The organism is Stenotrophomonas indicatrix (assembly GCF_002750975.1).
GTDB lineage: Bacteria > Pseudomonadota > Gammaproteobacteria > Xanthomonadales > Xanthomonadaceae > Stenotrophomonas > Stenotrophomonas indicatrix.
The window spans coordinates 2,028,440-2,051,584 of record NZ_PEJS01000001.1 but is presented as its reverse complement, the minus strand read 5'-3'; the positions used below and the strand labels follow the sequence as shown (position 1 = coordinate 2,051,584).

Annotated in this window: 22 protein-coding genes; 6 read left to right on the top strand and 16 right to left on the bottom strand. The window is 67.2% G+C overall.

Features of this window, described 5'->3' with window-relative positions; genetic code table 11:
- Positions 1-16: 16 nt before the first annotated feature.
- Positions 17-2,302, top strand: coding sequence for an FdhF/YdeP family oxidoreductase (locus tag CR918_RS09510; RefSeq protein ID WP_099842586.1), 2,286 nt, complete (start codon positions 17-19; stop codon positions 2,300-2,302).
- A gap of 9 nt (positions 2,303-2,311) precedes the next feature.
- Here the strand turns inward: CR918_RS09510 and CR918_RS09505 are convergent, their stop codons facing one another.
- A complete protein-coding gene (locus CR918_RS09505) occupies positions 2,312-2,746 on the bottom strand; it encodes a hypothetical protein (protein WP_099842584.1) in 435 nt (144 codons plus the stop codon).
- A gap of 110 nt (positions 2,747-2,856) precedes the next feature.
- Here CR918_RS09505 and CR918_RS09500 point away from each other — a divergent pair, with 110 nt between their 5' ends.
- Entirely contained in the window at positions 2,857-3,180 is a 324-nt protein-coding gene (locus CR918_RS09500; protein WP_133119682.1) for a hypothetical protein, read from the top strand.
- Between the two features lie 117 nt (positions 3,181-3,297).
- On the top strand, positions 3,298-3,834 hold the full coding sequence (locus CR918_RS09495; protein ID WP_099842580.1) for a DUF411 domain-containing protein: 537 nt from the start codon (positions 3,298-3,300) through the stop codon (positions 3,832-3,834).
- 42 nt (positions 3,835-3,876) lie between these two features.
- Here the strand turns inward: CR918_RS09495 and blaL1 are convergent, their stop codons facing one another.
- From blaL1 to CR918_RS09475, 4 genes are all read right to left on the bottom strand, one after another.
- Positions 3,877-4,746, bottom strand: a complete 870-nt coding sequence (gene blaL1 / locus CR918_RS09490) for a L1 family subclass B3 metallo-beta-lactamase (RefSeq protein ID WP_099842578.1) — start codon at positions 4,744-4,746, stop codon at positions 3,877-3,879.
- Between the two features lie 93 nt (positions 4,747-4,839).
- Complete coding sequence (locus CR918_RS09485) at positions 4,840-7,266, bottom strand: TonB-dependent receptor (RefSeq protein ID WP_099842576.1); 2,427 nt, start codon at positions 7,264-7,266, stop codon at positions 4,840-4,842.
- Between the two features lie 70 nt (positions 7,267-7,336).
- Positions 7,337-8,197, bottom strand: a complete 861-nt coding sequence (locus CR918_RS09480) for a FecR family protein (RefSeq protein WP_099844317.1) — start codon at positions 8,195-8,197, stop codon at positions 7,337-7,339.
- A complete protein-coding gene (locus CR918_RS09475; protein WP_099842574.1) occupies positions 8,194-8,727 on the bottom strand; it encodes an RNA polymerase sigma factor in 534 nt (177 codons plus the stop codon). Before CR918_RS09475 ends, CR918_RS09480 begins: the two co-directional genes overlap by 4 nt.
- 206 nt (positions 8,728-8,933) lie before the next feature.
- On the opposite strand from CR918_RS09475, the gene CR918_RS09470 reads away from it, so the two are divergent.
- Positions 8,934-9,200, top strand: coding sequence for a hypothetical protein (locus tag CR918_RS09470; protein ID WP_025874431.1), 267 nt, complete (start codon positions 8,934-8,936; stop codon positions 9,198-9,200).
- A gap of 14 nt (positions 9,201-9,214) precedes the next feature.
- The gene (locus tag CR918_RS09465; protein ID WP_099842572.1) at positions 9,215-10,393 is read left to right on the top strand and encodes a low temperature requirement protein A; all 1,179 of its coding nucleotides are present in this window, start codon (positions 9,215-9,217) and stop codon (positions 10,391-10,393) included.
- Positions 10,394-10,403: 10 nt separating this feature from the next.
- On the opposite strand, the gene CR918_RS09460 is transcribed toward CR918_RS09465, so the two are convergent.
- The 7 genes from CR918_RS09460 to pip form a co-directional block, all read right to left on the bottom strand.
- Complete coding sequence (locus tag CR918_RS09460; RefSeq protein ID WP_108723609.1) at positions 10,404-10,583, bottom strand: hypothetical protein; 180 nt, start codon at positions 10,581-10,583, stop codon at positions 10,404-10,406.
- Positions 10,580-11,221 carry a response regulator transcription factor gene (locus CR918_RS09455; protein WP_088100061.1) on the bottom strand — a complete coding sequence of 214 codons (642 nt, stop codon included), beginning with the start codon at positions 11,219-11,221 and terminating at the stop codon, positions 10,580-10,582. The genes CR918_RS09460 and CR918_RS09455 overlap by 4 nt, the downstream gene beginning before the upstream one ends.
- Entirely contained in the window at positions 11,214-12,272 is a 1,059-nt protein-coding gene (locus CR918_RS09450; protein ID WP_099842570.1) for a sensor histidine kinase, read from the bottom strand. The genes CR918_RS09455 and CR918_RS09450 overlap by 8 nt, the downstream gene beginning before the upstream one ends.
- Positions 12,273-12,434: 162 nt before the next feature.
- A complete protein-coding gene (locus CR918_RS09445) occupies positions 12,435-13,172 on the bottom strand; it encodes an MgtC/SapB family protein (RefSeq protein ID WP_059064285.1) in 738 nt (245 codons plus the stop codon).
- Between the two features lie 25 nt (positions 13,173-13,197).
- Positions 13,198-15,957, bottom strand: coding sequence for a magnesium-translocating P-type ATPase (gene mgtA / locus CR918_RS09440; RefSeq protein ID WP_099842568.1), 2,760 nt, complete (start codon positions 15,955-15,957; stop codon positions 13,198-13,200).
- A gap of 59 nt (positions 15,958-16,016) precedes the next feature.
- Positions 16,017-16,316 (bottom strand): hypothetical protein, encoded by a 300-nt coding sequence (locus CR918_RS09435; RefSeq protein ID WP_025874438.1) that lies wholly within the window; start codon positions 16,314-16,316, stop codon positions 16,017-16,019.
- A 265-nt stretch (positions 16,317-16,581) separates the two neighbouring features.
- Positions 16,582-17,529 (bottom strand): prolyl aminopeptidase, encoded by a 948-nt coding sequence (gene pip, locus CR918_RS09430; protein WP_099842566.1) that lies wholly within the window; start codon positions 17,527-17,529, stop codon positions 16,582-16,584.
- A gap of 148 nt (positions 17,530-17,677) precedes the next feature.
- Between pip and CR918_RS09425 the strand changes: the two genes are divergently transcribed.
- On the top strand, positions 17,678-18,349 hold the full coding sequence (locus tag CR918_RS09425; protein WP_099844316.1) for a TraX family protein: 672 nt from the start codon (positions 17,678-17,680) through the stop codon (positions 18,347-18,349).
- Positions 18,350-18,359: 10 nt separating this feature from the next.
- Here CR918_RS09425 and CR918_RS09420 read toward each other — a convergent pair whose 3' ends face one another.
- From CR918_RS09420 to CR918_RS09405, 4 genes are all read right to left on the bottom strand, one after another.
- Positions 18,360-19,715 (bottom strand): AMP-binding protein, encoded by a 1,356-nt coding sequence (locus CR918_RS09420; RefSeq protein WP_099842565.1) that lies wholly within the window; start codon positions 19,713-19,715, stop codon positions 18,360-18,362.
- Positions 19,712-20,293, bottom strand: coding sequence for a hypothetical protein (locus CR918_RS09415; RefSeq protein ID WP_099842564.1), 582 nt, complete (start codon positions 20,291-20,293; stop codon positions 19,712-19,714). Before CR918_RS09415 ends, CR918_RS09420 begins: the two co-directional genes overlap by 4 nt.
- 80 nt (positions 20,294-20,373) lie before the next feature.
- The gene (locus CR918_RS09410; protein ID WP_099842563.1) at positions 20,374-22,170 is read right to left on the bottom strand and encodes a hypothetical protein; all 1,797 of its coding nucleotides are present in this window, start codon (positions 22,168-22,170) and stop codon (positions 20,374-20,376) included.
- Positions 22,167-23,144: a hypothetical protein gene (locus tag CR918_RS09405; protein WP_133119681.1), complete on the bottom strand. Its 978-nt coding sequence runs from the start codon at positions 23,142-23,144 to the stop codon at positions 22,167-22,169. Before CR918_RS09405 ends, CR918_RS09410 begins: the two co-directional genes overlap by 4 nt.
- Position 23,145: the final 1 nt, after the last annotated feature.

Here is a 23,145-nt window from a genome sequence, read left to right as displayed (position 1 = left end):
ACGCAGGTTCCCGACCATGTCCGAACAGAAGCCGCCGCGTTACAAGCCCTACAACCAACCGGCAGGCGGCTGGGGGGCCGCCGGTGCGACCGCCAAGGTGCTGCTGCAGCAGAGCGTGATCGGCAAAGGATCCAAGGCACTGCTGGCGATGAACCAGCCGGGCGGATTCAAGTGCCCCAGCTGCGCGTTCCCCGATGCCGACCACCGCAAGAAGCTGGAATTCTGCGAGAACGGTGCCAAGGCCCTGGCCTGGGAAGCGACCCAGCACCGGGTGACCCGTGAGCTGTTCGCCCAGCACACCGTCACCGAGCTGATGGCGCAGACCGATTACTGGTTGGAGCAGCAGGGCCGGCTGATCGAGCCGATGCGCTACGACGCCGCCACCGATCACTACGTGCCCTGCGAATGGGACGAGGCGTTCGCGCTGATCGGCCGTCATCTGCAGGCGCTGGACAACCCCGACCAGGCCGAGTTCTACACCTCCGGCCGCACGCCCAACGAGGCGGCGTTCCTGTATTCGATCTTCGTGCGCGAGTTCGGTACCAACAACTTCCCGGACTGCTCGAACATGTGCCACGAGCCGACCAGCCGCGGCTTGCCGCCGGCGATCGGCGTGGGCAAGGGCACCATCGTGCTGGACGACTTCGAACACGCCGAGGCGATCTTCGTGATGGGCCAGAACACCGGCACCAACTCGCCGCGGATGATGAGCAACCTGGTGGAAGCGCGCAAGCGCGGTGTGCCGATCGTGGCGGTCAACCCGATGCCGGAGCGTGCCCTGATCCGCTTCACCGAACCGCAGGACGTGGTGCAGATGGCCACGTTCGGTTCCACCGAGATCACCAGCGAGTTCGTGCACGTCCGTATCGGCGGCGACCTTGCGCTGATCAAGGGCATGATGAAGGTGATGTTCGAGCGCGAAGCCCAGGGTGAGTCAGTGCTGGATCATGCCTTCCTGGCCGAACACACCGTTGGCCTGGAGGCGCTGCGCGAGGACGTGCTGGCGCAGGACTGGGATGAGATCGTGCGGGTGTCGGGCATCGCGCAGGAACAGATCCGGCGCTGCGCGGAGATCTACATCCGTTCGCAGGCGACGGTCATCTGCTATGGCATGGGCCTGACCCAGCACCAGCAGGGGTCGCGGCTGCTGCAGCAGGTGGCCAACCTGTTGTTGCTGCGCGGTAATTTCGGCAAGCCGGGCGCGGGTATTGGTCCGATCCGTGGCCATTCCAACGTGCAGGGCGACCGCACCGTCGGCATCGATGAGAAGCCCACGGCGCGCTACCTGGATCGCGTGCAGCAGGTGTTTGGTTTCGATCCGCCGCGCGAGCACGGCCACCATGTGGTCGAGTCGATTGCGGCGATGCTCGATGGCAGGGCCAAGGTGTTCATCGGCATGGGCGGCAACTTCATCCATGCCGTGCCCGATACCGAGCGCGCGTACCAGGCCATGCGCAGACTGGAACTGACCGTGGGTATTGCCACCAAGCTCAACCGGGGGCATCTCGTGCACGGTCGCGACGCGCTGATCCTGCCGGTGGTGGCGCGCTCGGAGTGGATCCGCACGCCGAAGGGCGAGCAGTTCGTCACCATCGAAGATGCGATGTCCAACGTGACGGCGTCGCGCGGCGTGCTGGAGCCGGCCAGCGACCACGTGCTGCCGGAGGTGGAGATCGTCTGCCGGATGGCGATGGCAACGTTGCCGGACAGCAAGGTGGACTGGGCCGCGTACATGCATGATTACGGCCCGATCCGCGACCTGATCGCGGCCGTCTACCCGGACATCTATGCCGGCTTCAACGAGCGCATCCAGGCACTGCACGGCTTCCATCTGGATATTGCGCCGCGCAGGCGCGTGTGGCCGACCCCGAACGGCAAGGCCAACATCCTCGTCATGCCGGGCCTGGAAGTGAACACGGTAGTCGATGACCCGGAGATGCTGCGGCTGGCCACGGTGCGCTCGCACGACCAGTACAACACCACCATCTACAGCTACAACGACCGCTACCGGGGCGTGTACAACGACCGCATGGTGGTGTTCATGAACATCGAGGACCGTCTGGCGCGCGGGCTCGGCAAGGAAGCCCTGGTAAGCCTGGAAACGATCAGCGACGACGGCGTGACGCGGCGAATCGAAGGCCTGACCGTGCTTGACTACCCGATGCCGCGCGGGGCGCTGGCGGGCTACTACCCGGAGCTCAACCCCCTGCTGCCGCTGGACTACTACGATCGGATCAGCGGTACGCCAGCGGCGAAATCCATTCCGGTACGGATGCGCGCGCAGGTCGACGTGCCCGCGTAGGCGCCGATCCTACAATTGCTCGTTGTCGCTCAGCACGATGCTGCCATCCAGCAGCACCGGCACCATCTGGGTCCAGCCCTTGGCGTTGTAGTCGAGGCTGACCAGGTACACCCAGCCGCGCGCTGCGTCCTCGCTCTGCGGCGCAGCGCCGGCGGTGAACCGCTGCAGGCTTACCTCGGAGACCACGAAGTCATCGCCGGGATAACGTCGGCGCGCGTGGGCCAGTGCTGCCGCCGCAGCTTGATGCACCGACAGCGGCGGCTCGGCGCGTGCCGGGTCGAACGCGGGAAGCGTTCGCAATCGCGTCCCGCTTACCTGCCAGCGCTCATGGGTGTGGTCACCATCGCCGCTGGACAGCACGGTCCATTGGCGTTCGCCTGCCATGGCCGGAAGGCTCAGCAACGCGGACAGCAGGAGGGCAGCAGAGGCGAAGCGGGCAGGCATGTAAAGGCTCCAATGAACGTCATGCATGATGACAGCAGGCAGCGGCGACGGGCGCATCGTGCGTCGGCTATCATCAGCCCGTGGATATATCCGGCCTGCTGCTGCGACTGATGCTGCTCCTGACCCTGGTGCTCAATGCACCGGCGCTGGCACTTGCCTCGGGCGGCATCAACGGTCAGTCCGGCGGTGGTCATTGCGATGGCCCCCACGAGATCGCCGGCGCTGCGATCTCTGTCACGCCCGCCTGCTGCGATGAACGGAACGCAGCCGCGTGCAGCAGCGAGGGTTGCGAGTGCGTGCCTGCGAGTGTGGCCATGCTGCCGTCGGCGGCAAGCCTTGCTGCATGGCCGCTGCGTGCAGTGCCCGGTGACGCGCTGCCGCCGGCTCATCCCGCGCCTGCGCTGCCTCACCTGATTCGTCCGCCGATCGCCTGATCGCGCGCAGGTTGCGTACCTGCCGTCCTGCAGTACCCCTCATCTACTTGACCCACGCGCATCCGTCGCGTGGATGGCAGGCGCTCGCGCCTGCGATTGCAAAGGAAAACCTGATCCATGAACCGCATTCTTTCCCTGAGCCTGTTGCTCACCCCCGTTCTGCTGGCCACCGCCTGCGCGCGTGCCTCCGAAGAGGCCGAGTCCTCGCCCGCAACCGCAACCGCCTCGGCGGTCGAGGCGACGGCCGGAGCGACGATCGACCGGGAGCTTCCGTTGGCCATCGTGCACAAGACGGCCAGTTGCGGTTGCTGTGGCGTGTGGGCCGACCACCTGAAGGCTGCCGGCTTCGCGGTTGAGATACGCGATACCGATGACATGCATCCGGTCAAGCAACGGCTCGGCGTACCGGCCGGCAAGGCGTCCTGCCATACCGCCGAGATCGGTGGCTATGTGGTTGAAGGCCATATTCCGGCCAGCGACATCAAGCGCCTGCTGAAGGAAAGGCCGACGGCGCGTGGCCTGGTGCTGCCGGGGATGCCGGCTGGATCACCGGGCATGGAAATGCCTGATGGCCATGTGCAGCCGTATACCGTGGAGCTGGTGCTGGCCGATGGCAGCACCCAGCCCTTCGCACAGCACGGGCAGGGTGGCTGACAAGGTGTAGCGGGCGCGGCGGCGGATCGCCGCCGCGCCTGGTCAACGCTGCTTTTCGCGTTGCTTCTTCAACTGCGCGTCGAAATTGCGTTCGGCCGTGTCGGCGTAGTCCTGGCAGGTCATTGCCTTGGCACCCGCTGATGCACCGGCGGCGTAGTTCCAGCCGCTGGCACCGGGATGCGGGGTCAGCAGAACATCGCAGGGCAGGGCGCGCACCGTGGCGAAGCTGCGGCGATAGTCCTCGATCAGGTGCGGGTAGCGCGGGTTGGCCTGCAGCTGATAGCCCGGCGCACTCAAACTGTCGGCGTAGACCATGCGCACCGGCTTGCCGCCCCGGGTGTCGGTCCAGGTCCAGGCGGTGCTGCCCGGGGTATGGCCGGGCACGAAGTGCGCGGTGAAGTCGACGCCACCGAGCGAGACCACCTCGCCATCCATGATGATCCTGTCCGCCGTCGCCGGCGGATAGGTGATGTCGTCGCCGAAATGCAGGTCGTTGCTGCCGCCACGTGCCAGCAGCACCGCAGATTCGGCATTTGCGACGATCTGCGCAGCGGTACTGCGCTTGAGCGCAGCAACCGGGCCGGCGTGATCGGCGTGGGCATGGCTGAGCAGGATCAGGCGCAGATCCTGCGGCGCAACGCCGCGCGCTTTCATGTTGCGCAGCAGGTGGTCGGCCATCTGCGGCATGCCGCCATCGAGCAGCACCGCGCCCTGCGACGTCTGCACCAGCAGTGCGGTCAGGTCTTCGGTGCCGATCTGCCAGGTGTGATCGGCAATCTGCAGCGGCGCCATCGGCTGCAGCCAGGAGGCATCAACGGTGTAGGCACGCAGTTGCGGCAGCGCTGGTTCGGTGGCAGAGGCCGCAGCGGGAAGCAGGGCAGCGAGCGTGATGGCGAGGGTCTGCAAGCGCATGGGAGGGCACCGATGAAGGAGGCCCAGAAACTAGCATGGGCCTCCCTCGTCGCGTCACGCATAGAATTCATGGCACCCATAAGGCGCCATGTCTCAGTAGCGGTACTGCCACCCCAGCGTAAGCACTCGCCCACGCCCGGCGAAATAGCTCGGGTTGGATGGCGTGGTCTGCGAGTAGTAGGTGATGTACTGCTTGTTGGCGAGGTTCTGCACGCCCAAGGTGAAACTGCTCTTGCCCAGCGCATAGCGGGCGACCAGGTCGAACGTGGTGTAGCCCTTGAAGCTGGCCACCGGCACGCCGCGCAGGTCGAAGTCGCGATCGAAGGCATGGCTGGCCTGCAGACGGGTGCTGAGCTGCGAGGTCCAGCCCTGTTCCCAGAACGCGGTCAGACGGTTCGGGGCGATGTTGACGCCTGCCAGGTCGCTTTCCAGACGACCATCCAGGTCGGCGTCGTAGCGGCCATTGGCGCGGGCATAGCCCATGCCGAGGTGGCTGTCACCCAGGCGCAGGCGCAGGTTGGTCTCGAAGCCTTCCACCCGCGTGGCCTGGCGCTGCACATTGTAGGCATCGATGCCGGCGTCATAGACCAGTACCGAACCCAGCTTGGATTCGGAGGTGTAGTACGCGATATCGCCGCTGAAGCGGCCGTCGTCATACTCCAGCCCGATTTCGCGGTTGTCCGACACCACCGGCGACAGGTCCACCAGGTTGTCCACGCGCTGGCCATCGCGATTGATCGCGCGCAGCACGCGGCCAACATCGGCCACGGTGTAGCCTTCCGAATACGACGCGTAGGCATTGAGACGGTCATTGATGTACCAGACCGCGCCGAAGTTCGGCAGCGTCTCGCTCATCGTCGGTTTGCCGCCGGCCACCTTGCGTGCGCCGTAGCGGGGCAGGGTGGTGTAGTCGCCCACCTCCAGCTCGCCCTTTTCGTAACGCAGGCCTGCGGACAGCATGACGTGGTCGGTGGGCCACCACTGCAGCTGCAACAGCGGCGACAGGCTCTGGTAGGTGGTCAGCGGCACCCAGTTCAGGCCGCTGGCCAGCAGCACCTGATGGGTGCGGTCGCGCAGGCCATCCAGGCCCAGGGTCACGTCCAGCGAGGTGTCGCCGATGCGACGCCAGCTCTGGGTCAGCTTGAAGCCGCGTTTTTCTGATTCATTCTGGGTCTGGTCCCAGGCGGCGTTGGCACCCGTGTTGCCCCATGGGTCCCACTGGCTGGCGCCGTAACGCCCTTCGAAATCGACCGCGAAGGCCTGCGCCAGGAACTGGCCGCCGAACAGATCGGCATTGCCGTAGTCCAGGCTCAGCGAGCGTGAGCGGTTCATCGGCGGATCGAGCGGCGTATCGCCGGGCACCGACGTGGCCGGGCGACCGGTGCGGAAGTTGCCATCCACAGGCAGGTAATTGTCCAGGCCACGCAGTTCGTAGCGATTGGCCATCAACTGCACGCGCTGGCCATCGGCGATGTTCCAGCCAAGCTTGGCGAAGATGTTGGTCGAGGTCGAATCCATCAGTTCGCCCTGCGCGTTGGTGCCGATCGCACGGCCGTCGCCGTCGTAGTACAGGCCCTGCCGTTCATGGGCCAGGCCGGCCACGAGGTCGAACTGTTCACCGCGGATGCCCACCAGTGCCGAAGCGCGCTGGCCGTCATCATCGCGCCGGCGCGGCGAGGCGGCGGTGAGCGAAAGGCTGCTGTCCAGCAGGAAAGCACCCGGTTCGCTCGGCGCACTGCGGGTGATGATGTTGACGATGCCACCGGTGCCGCCGATGCCCTGCAGCGCGTTGGCACCGTGGATCACTTCGATGCGTTCGATCATCGCCGGATCGATGGTATGCGAATCACGCGAGCCGTCGCGCAACGGGGTTGACTGCGGCACGCCGTCGACCATGTACAGGATGCCGCGCCCGCGCATGCTTTCGCCATAGTTGGACATCTTCTCGCGTGCCGGAGCGAAGGCCGGGATCTGCGAGGACAGCACGCGTGACACATCCGAGCCCAATGCCAGCTGCTGCTGGACGTCCTCACGGGTGAGCACGGTGATGGTGTTTGGCATGGCGGTCTCGCCCTGCGGCATGCGCGCGGTGGACGCCGACACAGTCACTCTGCCAAGCGAGGTTGCGGCTGCCGGCGCTGGCGCAGTGCGCGGGCGGTCCGTGTTTGCCGCCGCAGCTGCCGTAGCGAGCGCGCTGCGGATCACGAACACGCCCGGCGAGCGTTCCTCGACGCTCAGTCCCTGGCCGGCAATCAGCCGTTGCAGTGCTTCGCGCGGGGCATAGCGGCCGTCCAGCGCTGGCGCCTGGCGGCCGGCAACGCTGTCTGCAGCGAACAGCAGCTGGATGCCGCTCTGCCTGGCCACCGCATTGAGTGACTGTTGCAGCGGGGCGGCCGGAAGATGGACGTCCACCGCCGTGGGGGTGGACTGCGCCGCCGCCGGAAGGGCGGCGCACAGGCTGACGGCCAGCAGGGCAGGCGTCAGTCGGCGCAGGGCGGCGGGCAGGGCAATGCGGGTCATGCGGGGTCCTTCAGAGGGGTTCATGCAGCAGCCGTATGAGCAGGGCCATAACCCACCCTCGGTGCCGAATTCAGTGGCGTGCGGAGATGTGCACGCTGCCGTCGCCGCGGACGTGGACGGCGACGGGCAGGATCTCCGGCAGCAGCGCCAGCGCGGTGGCGGCATGGTCGCCATCGAACACGCCCGATACCTGCAGCGTGGCCAGTCCGGGTTCGTCCAGTACGATTGCGCCGTGGTGATAGCGCTGCAGGCTGCGTACCACCTCGCCCAGCGGGGCCTGCGCGAACTGCAGTCGGCCCTGCGTCCATTCCCCGCTGCCAGTGGCGATCGGCTGCGGCAGCTGGACCGGCCCTGTCCCTGCCAGCAGCTGCTGGCCAGGCTGCAGGTGCTGCTCGCCGTCACGGCCAGCAACGCGCACGCCGACCTTGCCTCGCCACAGGCGGACTTCACTGCGGTCACCGCGTCGCTCCACGTCGAACACCGTGCCGTAGTTGCGCACCTGCACGGGCCCGGCATCGACCTGGAACCGGCGCCAGCGCGAGGGCGCCACCTCGAAGCGGGCGCGTCCGGAGACCAGCACCACGCGGCGCGAACGCAGATGGCTGCGCACCTGCAGATGGCTGCCCGCATCCAGCTGGATACGGCTGCCATCGGCCAGCAGCACGTTGCGACGTTGGCCGGTGACCGTCCGGTAATCGTGCTGTTGCCAGCCGGGATCGACAGCGTAAAGCCCGCCCAGTCCAGCCACCAGCAGCAGGCAGAGCGCAGCCCCGCCGATCTGCCGGCTGCGGTGGGGGCGATACAGTTGCGCCGGATCGGGTACCGGAAACAGTGCCTTGAGGGTGTCCCGATGTTGCTCCAGCAGACGATCAGGCGAAGGCGTGCCGGCCTTGTCCGTGAGTGGAGGGCGCGGGCGAGGGGGCGCTGTCACGTCAGCGCCCTCACCGGCAGCGCCTGCCGGCAATCGACCATCGCCAACCGCAGATGCCGCTCGACCGCCTTCAGGCCGATGCCCATGCGGCGGGCAACCGCGGCCTGCGGAACGTCATGGATCTTGTGCAGGATGAACACCTGGCGGCGTCGACAGGGCATCGCACGGATGACGTCGACAAGCTGTGCCAGTTCCTGCGCGGCAACGGCCTGTCTGGCCGGGCCGGCACCTTCGCAGGCGGCATCGGGCAGTTCGGCACGGGGTTCCACCCACTGGCGGCGCAGGTCTTCAGCACGGCAGCGATCAACCGCCGCGTCATGCGCCATCCGTCGCAGCAGCGCGATCGGCTGGCGCACGCCGGCCGGTTCGGGGCGCTCCAGCAGGCGTACGCAGACGTCGTGCACCACCTCGCGAGCCAGCCCGGGTGAGGCGAAGCGACGGCGCAGGTAATCCACCAGATCCTCATAGTGGCGCACCAGCGAGGACACCAACGGCAGCACAGGTGGCGGGGAGTGCGGTGGCGTGGACATCCGGGAGAGCGGCGCAGGCAGGAAGGGGTGCCAGGCAGGGCCAGCCCTGCGCGGCGCCACGATAGTAATGGGAACTGTTCGCATTTGCTATCGGATGAGCGACGACGGGATTGTTCGCGGTGCCCGGAAAGTGAATCCACGATCACCCTCTGCAGCGCACACTCGGCCGCAGATAGGCTGCAGGGCAGCCATCGGGGAGAGTGACCATGCACGTGCTTCTGGTGATCGTCGGCGGGTTCCTGCTGCTGGCCGTCTTCGCGCTGTTCGGCAGGCTCTGGAGCACAAGCAGCCCCCAGCTGCCAACGGCGCTGCTGGCCTTCATCGGCACCTGGCTGCTGGTATCGGTGGCCAACATGTGGGTGGGGGTCAGCCGGGCGGGCTATACGGTGCGCGAGGAGTTGCCGATCCTGCTGCTGGTGTTTGCCGTGCCGGCGCTGGTGGCCGGTGTCATCTTCTGGCGGCTGGGCCGCTGAACCGAGGATCCGTGATGCCGGCAACGCCCCGTCTTCCTGCCCTGCGTCGTCGCGACGGCCATCATGCACGGGTGACCTACGAAGAACTGTTCTTCGACCTGGTCTATGTGTTCGCTGTTACCCAGCTCAGTCACCACCTGCTGCACCACCTGGGTCTGCTGGGCGTGTTGCAGACGCTGGTGCTGTGGTTCGCGGTCTGGCTTGGCTGGCAGTACGCGTGCTGGGTCAGCAACTGGTTCGACCCGGAGGCGCCGCGTATCCGTGGCCTGTTGTTCGTCACGATGCTGCTGGCGTTGCTGATGTCTTCGTCCATCCCGGAGGCCTTTGCCGGTCGCGCCTGGATGTTCGCCGGTGCCTACGCCACGATGCAGGTAGGGCGGACGCTGTTTGTGCTGCTGGAAGTAGGGCGCTCGCACCCGCTGGCCGCCAACTTCAGGCGCATGCTGGCCTGGGTCAGCGTTTCGGCCTGCTTCTGGCTGGCCGGTGCATCGGTCGAGGGCAATGCGCGGCTGGCATTGTGGGCGGTGGCTGTCGCCTGCGAGTACATCTCGCCGATGTTCGGCTTCGCGTTTCCGGGCCTTGGCCGTTCGCGTACCCGCGAGTGGACCATCGAAGGTGGGCACCTGGCCGAGCGCTGCCAGTTGTTCGTGATCGTCGCATTGGGTGAGACGTTGCTGGCAACCGGCGGCGTGCTGAGCGAGGTGGGGCACTGGAGTGGCGCGGTGGTGTCGGCAGTGCTGGCGACCTTTGCCGGTACGATCGCGATGTGGTGGCTGTACTTCGGCATCTCCAGCCGCGACGCCACCGACACCATCACCCGTTCCGACGACCCGGGCCGCATCGGCGCCTACTTCCACTACGTGCACGCGCTGCTGATCGCCGGCATCATCGCCACCGCCGTCGGCAACGACCTGGTGATGGACGAACCGGAGGCGAGGGTGACCCTGGCGTATGCCGCGATGCTGGCAGCAGGGCCGCTCATCTACCTGCTGGGCAGCGCACTGTACAAGCGGGCTGTCTACGGCCGCGTGCCGCGCTCGCACCTGGTGGGGGCAGGGGTTCTGGTCGTGCTCGGCTTCGTGCTGCCATGGATGCACCTGCTGGCGGCAGGGTGGCTGACCAGCATCGTGCTGCTGGTGGTGGGGCTGGCCGATACACGGTTGAAACGGAACATCGCAGCGGCGCGCACGTAACGGCCCCAGCTCAGCGAAGGGCAGCGGCCATCATCGCCAGCTTGCCCACGGTGTTGAGGTTGCGTGCCGTGCCGTGTGTGATGCAGGGTACGCGAAGGCGTGAAGCGGCCATGCCATCGCCGCAATGGATGAACAGCTCGCTGGTGTCGCCGACATTGGCCGCGCGCAGCAGGGCCACGCAGGCGGTCATGGCGCAGCGGCCTGCAGCCGGTCGTACATGCGCACCAGATCGACCAGCGTGCGTGCTTCCATCTTGCGCATGACCTGCGCGCGACGCACCTTCACGGTGATCTCGCTGACCCCCAGGTCGGCGGCGATCTGCTTGTTCAGGCGACCGCGCACCACGCCGGCAACCACCTCGCGCTCGCCGGCGTTCAAGGTGCCCCAGCGCAGCTGCAACGCGCCCAGCGCATCACCCTCGCGGCGCCGCTGGCGATCGATCCCGATGCCCCTGTGGATCGCGTCCAGCAGTTCCTGGTCGCGGAACGGCTTGGTCAGGAATTCGATGGCGCCGTCCTTGATCGCATTGACGCCCATGGCGATATCGCCGTGGCCGGTGATGAACACCACCGGCAGGTGCAGATCGTGGCTGGCCATGCTGCGATGGAAATCCAGTCCGCTCTGCCCGGGCATGCGCACGTCCAGCACCAGGCATGACGGAGCGTCGTCCCGCGGGTGGGCAAGGAATTCCCCGGTGGAGGCGAAGGCCCGCACCTGCAGGCCCATCGAGGCCAGCAGGTCCTCCAGCGCGGCGCGCACCGAGGCGTCGTCGTCGATCACGTAGACGATCGGTGACGGTTCCATAGGTGTTGTGGTGGGCTTACGCATGCGCAGCCTCCGTGGCCGTGGGCAGCTCGAAGATGAAGCAGGCGCCGCCACCGGCCGGTCGTTCGGCGCGGATATGGCCGCCGTTGGCCTCGATCATGGAGCGGCTCAGGCTGAGGCCCAGGCCGAGGCCGTTCGCCTTGGTGGTCCAGAATGCATCGAATACGCGGTCAATCTGCTCCGAGGGCAGGCCGACACCACGATCGCGCACGCTCAGGCTGACGTGGCCGCGGCCATCGTACGCTGTTACCAGGGACAGCCTGCGCTCGCTTACGGGCGTGTCCGACATCGCATCGACGGCGTTGAGGATGAGGTTGCCGATCACCTGCTGCACCTGCACGCGATCGGCGTGGGCGGGTGGCAGGTCGCTGCCCAGCACCAGCGCCACCGTCACACCATGCTGTTCCAGTTCGCTGCGCGAGAGTGCCAGCATTTCCTCCACGGCCAGGTTGAGGTCGAAGGCCTGGCGCTCTGGCGCGGCGCCTTGGGTCAGGCCACGGATGCGGGCAATCACGTCACTGGCGCGATGGGCGTCGGCGACGATGCGGGCGATGGTCTGGCGCGCCTTGTCCAGGTTCGGCGGTTCCTGGGCCAACCAGCGCTGGCTGGCTTCGGCGCTGCTGGCGATGGCCGCCAGCGGCTGGTTCACTTCATGTGCGATGGAGGTGGTCAGCTCGCCGACGGTGGAGGCGCGGGCCACCCGCAGCAGGCGCGCCTGTGCATCCTGCACCGCGGCCTTGGCCGCTTCCATCTTCAATGCCAGGTAGGTGGTGATGCCGATCACCAGCATGCCGATCGCTGAATTGACCAGGCCGATGCGGTAGGTGCCGAAGCGGGTCAGGAAGAAGCTGAGGCCGGTCAATGCGATGCAGACTGCCGCAAGGGCGATGAGGCCGCGCCCGGGCAGCCGCCGCGACGCTGCGAGAATGACCGCCGCGTAGAAGCAGGCGGCGGCAACGGCGTAGTCGGTAACCGTATCGACCAGGAAGATGGCCGCCATCACGATGATCAGGGCCAGCACGACCAGCGGGCGGCGGGGCGACAACGATGGCATCGGGATAGCTCCCTGGCGTGGGTGGAAAGGATAGCAAAGCGCTGTTCAGTAGATGCCGACCTTGGTCGGCATGCGCCAGAGAGATGCAGGGTAGTGCCAGCCGCTGGCCGGCATCTGCAGGGTGTTCCCGCAGTTCATGAGGTTGCCGGCCAGCGGCCGGCACTACTCCTCCAGGCTGGCGTTCCAGAATCCCTGCAGCACGCCCGGCGTGGCGGCCAGCGTTGCCAGCACTGCATCCAGTTCAGCGCCATCGACCGTGGTGGCGTACAGCACCGCTTCGATCTCGACATCGCGCTCGCCGAACGGCCGCTGGTCGACCGCGCGTACCGGGTACTGCGCCTGCTCCAGCAACAGCAGCAGCCGGTCCAGCACCTCGGCCTGCTGCTCACGCTGACAGACCACGTTGATGGCATAGGTGGCCTCGCTGAACGCTTCCGGCAGCGGTTGCCGCTGGATGCGGTTCACCACCGGCCGCAGCAGGGTGTTGGCAGCCAGCACGAACACCGCAGCCAGTACCGCTTCAGGCAGCAGCTTGATGCCGGCGCAGGCGCCGACCGCCGCCGAGCCCCACAGCGTGGCGGCGGTGTTCAGGCCCGACACCTGGGCGCCATCCTTCATGATCGCGCCGGCACCGAGGAAGCCGACGCCGGAGATCACGTAGGCCACCACGTGCAGTGGTGACGGTGGCCCGCCGTACAGGTCGTGGAAGCGCACGGCCAGGTCGACGAACACCGCTGCGCCCACCGCTACCAGCGTATTGGTGCGCAGGCCGGCGGTGCGCTGGCGGAACTGCCGCTCCAGGCCGATCAGTGCACCCAACACGAAGGCGACGGACAGGCTGATCAGCGAGCTGAGGGTGGCGCCCGCGTTGAACGCGGGCAGGTGGGGGTTGAAGTCCATGAGGGTTCTCCCTGCGCCGATGCGCTTACTGCCAGCCGTAGCGACGGATGTAGAGCTTCTTCAGCGCGGTGGTCAGCACCGCATAGCCGAACAGGATCGCCACCAGGAACGGCCAGTAGCCGGCCGGCAATGCTTGCAGCTTGAAGTGGCCGGCCAGCGGGCTCATCGGCAGGATCACGCCGATGGCCATGATCGCCCCGGTCATCAGCAGCAGCGGCGGCGCGGCGATGCTCTGCAGGAACGGTACCTTGGGCGTGCGGATCATGTGCACGATCAGCGTCTGGGTCAGCAGCCCGACCACGAACCAGCCCGACTGGAACAGGCCCTGGTCGGCCGGCGTGCGTGCATCGAACACGTACCACATCAGGGCGAAGCAGCTGAGGTCGAAGATCGAGCTGATCGGACCGAAGAACACCATGAAGCGGCCGATGTCCGCCGGGTTCCACTTCAGCGGCCTGCGCACCAGCTCCTCATCCACGTTGTCGAACGGAATGGCGATCTGCGAGATGTCATACAGCAGGTTCTGCACCAGCAGCTGCAGCGGCAACATCGGCAGGAAGGGCAGGAACGCCGAGGCCACCAGCACCGAGAACACGTTGCCGAAATTGGAGCTGGCGGTCATGCGGATGTACTTGAGCATGTTGCTGAAGGTGCGCCGCCCCTGGATGACACCTTCCTCCAGCACCATCAGGTTCTTTTCCAGCAGGATGATGTCGGCGGCCTCCTTGGCGATGTCCACCGCACTGTCCACGCTGATGCCGATATCGGCGGCGCGCAGTGCGGGAGCATCGTTGATGCCATCGCCGAGAAAGCCGACCACCTTGCCCTGCGCGCGCAGCTCGCGCACCAGCCGTTCCTTGTGCAGGGGCGTGAGGCGGGCGAACACGCGGTGCTCCTGCAGTGCACGCGCCACGGCAGCGTCGTCCATGCGCTCGATCTGCGGGCCGGTCACGATCGTGTCGGCGTCCAGGCCGACCTGGGCGCATATCCTCGCGGTGACCAGTTCGTTGTCGCCGGTGAACACTTTCACTTCCACACCATGCGCGGCCAGCGCCTGCAGTGCTTGAGCAGCGGATTCCTTCGGCGGATCGAGGAAGGCCACATAGCCCACCAGGGTCAGATCCCGCTCGTCGGCCTGCGAGTAGACCGTCTGGCTGGCGGAGGTTTCCTTCATCGCCACCGCCACCACGCGCAGGCCCTGTTCGTTCAGTTCCTCGGTGGTCTGCCGCACCCGGGCCAGGCGCTGCTCATCCAGCGGCATATCCTTGCCGTTCTCGCGCACGGTGCTGCACACCGCCAGCATTTCCTCCACCGCGCCCTTGCAGATCAATTCGTGATGGTCCTCGCGCTCGGATACCACCACCGACATGCGGCGGCGCTCGAAGTCGAACGGGATCTCATCGACCTTGCGGTAGTCCTGCGACAGGCGCAGCGAGCTCTGCAGCTCCACATGCTCCAGCACCGCACGATCCAGCAGGTTGATCAGGCCGGTCTGGAAGTGGCTGTTGAGGTAGGCGAAGGTCAGCACATCCTCCGAATCCTGCCCGAACACATCGGTGTGCCGCTCCAGTGCGATCTTGTCCTGGGTGAGGGTGCCGGTCTTGTCGGTGCACAGCACTTCCATCGCACCGAAGTTCTGGATCGCGTCCAGGCGCTTGACGATCACCTTGCGCCGCGACAGCAGCACCGCGCCCTTGGCCAGGGTGGAGGTGACGATCATCGGCAGCATTTCCGGGGTCAGGCCGACTGCCACCGACAGCGCGAACAGGAACGCTTCTGTCCAGTCGCCCTTGGTCCAGCCATTGACCAGCAGCACGAACGGCACCATCACCAGGGCAAAGCGGATCAGCAGCCAGCTGACACTGTTGACCCCGGCCTGGAATGCCGTCGGCGCGCGATCGCTGGCACTGCTGCGCTGGGCGAGGGTGCCGAAGTAGCTGGTGTTGCCGGTGGCCAGCACCAGTGCTGTTGCCGTGCCGGACACCACATTGGTACCCATGAACAACAGGTTGGCCTGTTCCATCAGGCCGGCGTCGGCGTTGCCCGGCTGCACGAACTTCTCCACCGGCAGCGATTCGCCGGTCATCGCCGCCTGTGCGACAAACAGATCCTTGGCGGCGAGCACGCGGCAGTCAGCCGGGATCATGTCGCCGGCCGACAGCACGATATGGTCACCCGGTACCAGGTCGCGGATGGGCAGGTCCAGCAGCCGTGCCGGCCGCCGGCTGTGCAGCTGTGCGCCGAAATACTGGTCGGCCACCTCCGCCGCCTCGGTGCCCGCAGCGCGGCGCAGCACGCGGGCGGTGTTGCCTACCAGCGCCTTCAGCCGTTCGGCGGCGCGGTTGGAGCGCCCCTCCTGCACGAAGCGGATCAGGGTGGACAGCACCACCATCGCACCGATCACCACCGTCGCCTTGGCGTCTTCGGTCAGCCAGGACACGGCCGCAAGCACCGTCAGCAGCAGGTTGAACGGGTTGCGATAGCACTGCCACAGATGGCGCCACCACGGCAGCGGCTTCTCGTGATCGACCTCGTTGGGGCCGAAGCGCAGCAGGCGCTCTTCGGCCTCGTGCGGGCTGAGACCATCGACATGTGACTGCAGGGTGGCCAGCGCATCGGCTTCGCTGCCCTGTGCAAGCGCGAGCAGTCCAGCAGTGAGCGCGGTGGGCGCGGCCTGCGTGCTGCCACGGCCATACCCGGCTTCGGGCATCGCGCGACGACCGAACAGGTTGCCCGCGCGACGGCTGCGCAGGAAGGCGTTGAACCAGGCGTTGAGCAGGCTCATGGGAAGGTCCTCTTGGAGCGGCGCCGGGCGCAGCCGGCGCGTGGAGCGGAAGGGGGGTATCAGGCGTGGCGCATGGCCAGCACCGATGGCGACCAGGGCTGCATGCGCAAGCGTTGGCTGCCGCCGATGCACAGCGGCTTCATCGCATCGCGCAGCGGGTAGGGCAGGTGGCGCAGCACGTTGATGCGCTCGCTGATCGGCAGCAGCGACAGTGCGTCGGCCACCACCCGTGGCGAGCCGAGGGCCAGCGAACGGGCGAACAGGACAGGGCCGTGCTGCAGCAGCAGGCTGCGCAGGGCGGAAACATCGCGCTCACCGATCAGGCGGCGCACGGTGATGTAGAGAATCTTGTAGGACATGGGATTCCTCCGGGCAGGCGCTGCCCGGGGCTCCCATCGCTTACACGGACAGGAACCGGCCGTCAGTCGCCAGCAGTGAACAAATAGGCAGGCAGGGGCGCGCGTTGCGCCCGGCAGGGTCGGGATCCATCTGCGTCTCCGCGTGGGGCGGCCAGTCGCTGGCCAGTGGCGCTATTGTCGGCGCTCGTATTCAGCAGGCCTAGAGGCCCGTGGGTTAGCCCGGCTATACCTTGGTATAGAAAAAGGGGCCGTTGGCCCCTTTTGTTCAGCTGTGGTCCGCGAAAGCGTCGGTGGCCCGCACCAGGGCATCGGTCGTGGCCGCTTCGTTGGCGCTGTGGCCAGCGATGACCATCTCCAGCCGGGCTTCCGGCCACGCCTGTGCCAGGTCCCAGGCACTGCGCGGCGGGCAGATGATGTCGTAGCGCCCCTGCACGATGACACCCGGCAGATGGCGGATGCGATCGATGTCGCGCAGCAGCTGGCCGTGCTTGAGGAAAGTGTTGTGACGGAAGTAGTGGGCCTCGATGCGTGCCTTGGCCAGTGTATCGAGCGGATCGGTCGCGGACACCGCGTCGACGTCGTGCAGCAGCGTGGCGGCATTGTCTTCCCAGCCCAGCCACGCCTGTGCCGCGGCGATGCGGATGGCTTCGTCGGCGTGGTCCAGGCGTTTCCAGTACGCGTCGAGCATGTTGCCGCGCTCGCTTTCCGGAATGTGCGCCTGGTAGCGATCCCAGCGCTCCGGGAAGATCCAGCGCGCACCGCCGTTGAGCTCGGCGAACCAGCGGTTCTCTTCCTCGCGCCCCAGGAACACGCCGCGCACGATCAGCCCGGTGGCGCGGTCGGGATGCGCCTGTGCATAGGCCAGCGACAGGGTCGAACCCCAGGAGCCGCCGTAGACCAGCCAGCGCTCGATGCCCAGGTGTTGGCGGATCTTCTCGATGTCGGCCACCAGATGCTGCGTGGTGTTGTCGCGAAGCTCGCCGAAGGGCGTGGAGCGGCCGCTGCCGCGCTGATCGATCAGCACGATGCGGTAGCGCCTGGGGTCGAAGAAGCGGCGGTGAGTGGGCGAGATGCCAGCGCCCGGACCGCCATGCAGGTACACCACCGGAATGCCATCGGGCGTGCCGCACTCCTCGACATGCAGGGTGTGCAGTGCATCCACGGGCAGCGTGTGTTCGCGGTACGGGGTAATCGGCGGGTACAGCGTGCGCATGGCGGTGCCTCACAAGCAGGGACTACAAGGATAGCGGGGCACATCGACCAGCGTCATCCGCCCCAGGTTCAAGTATTCTTTGCGTTCAAGGGGTAAGGCCGCCGATTCCTGGCGATATCGACCCTGCAGGACGCAGAGGATGGATGGCATGAGCGCGCAGGACGTCGCTGCACGATACTCCCCGGCGCGCAGCGCCCTCGGCAGCGGCGCCCGCGAGCTGCTGAAGTGGCTCGCGCTGCTGTCGATGACCGGCGATCATGTCGCCAAAGTGGTTTTCGGCGGCTATGTACCGGTGGTCAGCGAGCTGGGGCGCATCGCCTTTCCGCTGTTCGCACTGGTGATGGCCTGCAACCTCGCGCAACCGGATGCGGACCTGCGCAAGTCGATCCGCCGGCTCGGGATGTGGGGGCTGGTCGCGCAACCCCTGCATATGCTGGCCTTCGGCCACTGGTTGCCGCTGAACATCCTGTTGACCTTCGGCCTGGCCGCTGTAGCGGTGCACGCGCTGGCCAATAACCGGCAGCTGTTGCTGCTGGTGGCGGGTGGGCTGCTGCCGTTCTTGGTGGATTACCAATGGGTGGGCGTGGCATTCGTGATGCTGGGCTGGATCGCATTCCGCCACCGGGCCTACTGGCTGCTGGCGTTCGGATTCGGTGGGCTGTGCTGGGTCAATGGCAATGGATGGGCATTGCTGGCCATCCCGCTGGCGCTGGCGGCCGCGCGCGTGCAGTGGCGGCTGCCACGATGGCGCTGGGCGTTCTACGTCTACTACGTGGCGCACCTGGCGGTGCTGGCCGCCTATGCGCACTGGCTGCGCTGACGCAGGGCGCTCATCGCGGCGGCGAACTGCTCCCGGCTACGTCGCTGGAGTACTGCAGAACCTTGTCTTCGCGCTGCAGCGCAATGACATCCACCGGCTGTCCTCGCAACACCGCGCGCAGGCAGCGGATCGCCTCGGCGGAGTAGCCCAGCTCTGCAGGTGGCAACAACAATGCAACGCGGCCATCGCTGTGCTGATGCACCACGTATCGTGACAACGGCAGCGCAGCCAGCGCATGGGTCAGGTCGATGTTGTTGATCCACTGCTGGTCGGCGGTCAGATAGCGTACCGGACGTCGCCCCTGCAGGCCGACGATCATCGGCGTATCGCCGGCCATGGCCAGCGCGCCGCGGTCGCCGGTGCGGTAGCGCAGCAGCGGCAGGCAGAAGTTGAATCCGCCGCTGAGCGTGATCTCACCGATCTCCCCGGGCGGCAACGGTGCCCCGTCGGGCCCGAGAATTTCCACATACATGCGCGGCTGCAGCAGTACGTGGCCGCCGGCAGCATCGTCATACACGGCCAGCGGGCCCGCTTCGTTCATCGAATACAGATCGAGCACCGCGCAGCCAAAGCGCGCGGCCAGGGCCTGGCGCAGGCCCGGAGACAGCGCCATCGATACCGACAGCAGCGCCTGCGGCCGGTGCCGTACGGGCAATTCCAGCAGCGCTGCGAAGGAAATCGGATCGCCGGCGATCACTTCCGGCTGCATCTGGTCGATGTAGCGTGCGCGGTCCTCAGGATGGCGCCAGTCATCGGGATGCAGGTTGATCTTGGCCAGGCCGGATTCGTCCATCGTCGGTGTCACCGAAACATAGGTGAAGCACCGCTGCTGCATGCCCAGCAACATCACCCCCATCTGGCCGCGGCCGTGCGCCAGGGTGATGCCGAAGCGCTGCAAGGCGCGCTTGTGATGGGCCAGATAGCGTGCCGCCACCACCGGATGCGATGGCAGCACCAGTGGATGGCCGGTGGTGCCGGTGGTGCGGAAATTGATCATCCGCTCCAGTGGTACCGGGTCTGGCACGAAACGGGCGATGTCCGCTGCGAGGTCGCCACGGTGGACCGGTGCAATGTCGGTGAAGGCGGCTGGCATCGCCTGCGCACGGTAATACGACACCTGCGCAAACACCTCGGTCACATGCGCCTGCAGCCACGGTGGCGGTTGACCTGGCGTCCACTCGAAGCGCGCGCAGGTGATCTCCCGTTCGTAGCCACGCAATGCCGTCACCTCATCGGCAAGCAGGCGGTTGCCGCTGGCATTGCGGAAGATCGGCGCCGCCGGATGCTCGCGCATCTGCTGCAGCATCGCCAGGCCCGCCGCGCTCAGCGTGGGATAGCGATCGGCATCGGTCGGCTCGCGGCTCACTCGCGGGTCCACTTGTCCGCAGACTCTTCGGCCGCCTTGCGCGCCAAGGCCTCGCGGATGGCACGCGCGCGCGCTTCAGCGGCGCGGCTGGCATCGAGCAGGCGCTGCCGTTCCACGCCGCTGACCCGGGCCAGGCGATCGGTCGCCTGGGCCGCTGTTTCACCCTGCGGCAGCAGGCCCAGCCGGGCCACCACGGTGCGCACCAGTTCTTCGCGGCGCTCCGGATCGAACACGAACCGGTCTGCGCTGGTACTGGCCGCCAGCGCCGGCACTGCTTCGGCGAACAGGGGCATCCACGCCTCCGGGGCGATAGCCAGTGCATTCCAGTACGCATCTGCCATCAGCCATGCGGTGACCGCTGAAAGCGAGAGCTGGTTTGCATCCACGCCGGCCAGATCACCCGACAGCGTTGCCCGCAGTGCAGGGGGCAGGTGCAGCGAGCGTGCGGCAAACACATCGCCCACCACCGCCGCGACGTGCAGCCGGCCGCTGCCGGCGCGGCGCGGTGGCTCGAGGAAATCGGGCGGCATGTCCAGCAGGCGCCGCAGCAGAACGTCAAGGGAGGGGCCGGAGAGCATGGTCAGGTTCCAGACTTGGCAAATACCTGGGTGGAAGGGCAATCGTCAGAGGTGCGCGGGCGCAAGGCAGAGCACGATCATCACTGCACCCGCATGGCGCCAGGGCCGTAGTGCTGCTGGCTGAAGGCGCGCGCGAACTGCAGCAGGTCGGCCATGTCGCGCACCACATGGATGTTCCATCCCGCGTCGCGTGCGCGCAGCAGATCGCCGGTCCATCCCGCGTTGCCGGCATCGGCGATGCGGGACGGCAGCGGGCTGAACAGGTTCAGCGCCATGGTGCCGCCACCGCCGGCCACACACAGCGCTTTGGCGGCCACGTCCCAGCCGCTGTTGCCGCGCTCATCCTTGTCGAACATCGTGGTGATGCCGTCGTCGGAGATGTGCAGGATATGCACCGCCCGTGCATGCGGCGGACGCTCTGCGTAGGTGTCACGCAACCGGTGGATCGGAAACGCGGTGGCGCCACCGAAATAGCCGGTAAGCACCTTGAGGATGTCGTCTTCCGAACGCACGAAGCCGTCAGTGTGCAGGTGCTGCCCGGTGCCGCTCCACAGCGTGGCCTGCACGCGTGCACCCACGCGCAGCGCCGACAGCGCGATGATGGCGCCGGCCAGCGTCAGGAACGAGGTCCATGCCTGCGGGTTGGGCATCGAACCGGAACTGTCAACGTACAGATCCAGGTCCACCGGTTCGGCAGCGGGTTCACGGCCGGGTGCCAGCCCGTGTACACGCTGTACCGTCGTCAGCCCGGGAATCACATGGGGGGACTGCAGCACCGATTGCAGCCAGTCCACTGCGTCCAGTGCATCGCCGGCTTCCCAGGGCTGCAGCCCCTCCGGCAGCGGCTCCAGGGCCTGCGGCTGCGGCCGCGACGGGTAGCGGATCAGGTGTGGCAGCGCGCGCTCGCGGTAGTAACGCACGGCGATCTGATGGTCATCCAGGTCCAGGCCGGCCGCGCGCAGGATCTGCCCGTACTCGAACGGCTCGCGCATCTGTCCTGGCGGGTGCGCAGGGTCCCCAGCGAGCGCATCCGCAGGCAGATCGCTCTTCTGCGGTGCGTCGCCGCCTCGCTCATCGCCGGTGATGCGTGGGTCGGATGCGGGGTGCGGCGCCGGCGCCAGCTCGTCGTCCTCCAGTTGCCCAAGGCCGACCGGTTGGCTTCCCTGGCCGGCGTGCCGGGTATCCATCAACGCATCCACCCGCGCATCCTGCTGTGATTCCAGCAGCCAGGGCAGCAGCAGCGTGGCGAAGCGGCCAGCGCCGATCATCCAGTCGCTGGCGTAGACGCGCACGACGCGTGCACCGAGCCAGGCATCGCCCTGCAATGCGCTGTCGTCGGTCGAGCCACCCAGCGTGCCGCGTGGCTGCTGCCACAGTTCCTCGTAGATGCCCATGTACAGCTGCCAGACCGGCGAGCTGGCCTGCGCCGGTTGTCCGGCCAGGCGTCGATAGATCGCATCCATGCGCAGCCCGCTCTGGCGCTGCAGGCGATCGTTGATGAGCAGGTCGGTGTAGAGGTTGGCGACCATCGGTGCATGCGCTTCCAGCGTCGGCAGCGCACGGCGGATGCGCGCCAGCAGCCGTGCATGGTCGCTGGCGGTGGCAGGCGCCAGCACGTGGTGGCCGATCTCGTGGGCGAGGATCTCCAGCGCGTAGGGTTGCAGCTGCAGGCGCTGTACTTCTTCCAGGTCGATGACGATGCGCTGGTCGGCGAGGCGGATGGCCGCGAAGCTGCCGGTCAGGCCCTCGGCGGCCGCCTGCATGCGCGAATGGCACAACTTCGGGTCCTGCAGCCGGGTGAAACGGCTCCATGTGGCCAGTGCCTGTGGCCAGGCCTCGCGCCAGGGCTGCAGCGGATCAGCGACCGTGACACTCATTGGGGTGGCAACACGTGCACATGGTGCGACCACGGCGAGAACAGGGCGATGCCCGACGCGCCGGAGACCGCACAGAGGTCGTCCTTGGACAACGCCGGCGCCATCCACTGCACGCCCAAGCGGGCGGTCACATCCGGCGCCGGTCCGCTGCTGCTGCCCGCTGCGTATTCGGCGGCGCTGGCAGGCAGCAGGACGGCACCGAAGGCATCGGCGAGCAGCAGGAAGTACCCGCCTGCACTTTCGACCACGAAGCCCTCGGTCGCTGCACGAACCTGTGGCGGTGCCGGAAACGCGCCGTCCAGGCCGCTGAAGCTGCCGACACGATGCCCGCGCAGGTCAACGCTACCCTGCCGCGGATTCCACCAGCGGTCCTGCTCAAGCTGGACCCGGACCGAGGCCAGATCACCCGCATCGATGCCCAGCACGGCGGCGACCGTATTCGCGGGCAGGGCATCGATACGGGCAAGGGCAGGGCGGCGCAGCTGCACCATCCCCGCCTGCCAGGCGCAGAGCGCTCCGATGTCGCGCAGTTCCGGCAAGGATGTACACCCGCCTGCATGCGCGGCCATCGCATCGATCCATTGCGCGACGCGGATGTCCGGACTGGCGCCCAGCCGCACCACCGCATTGCTGATGGTGCCGAGGGTCTCGCGCGGAGCGTCGGCCAGCAACGGGGCGAGGGCCGGGGCCAGCGAGCGCCACGCCTGCTCGACCCACGGGAGACGCGCCTTCGGGCCGGCATGGCCCTGCGCCACCAGCTCCAGACCGATCTCGAAGGCGGCCTCGCACGTGCTCTGCGTTGCCGACGGGTGGTGGCGCTGGATGGCCTGGCAGAGGGGGTCGATGGTCTGGGTGACGAACGCGCTGAAGGCGGCCATGTCCAGGCCGGGCCAGCGGTGGCGGGCATCGGCCACGGCCTGGTTCAGCACGGAACGGCGCGCGGCCAGCAGCTCGGCGAGAACGGCGGAAACCACG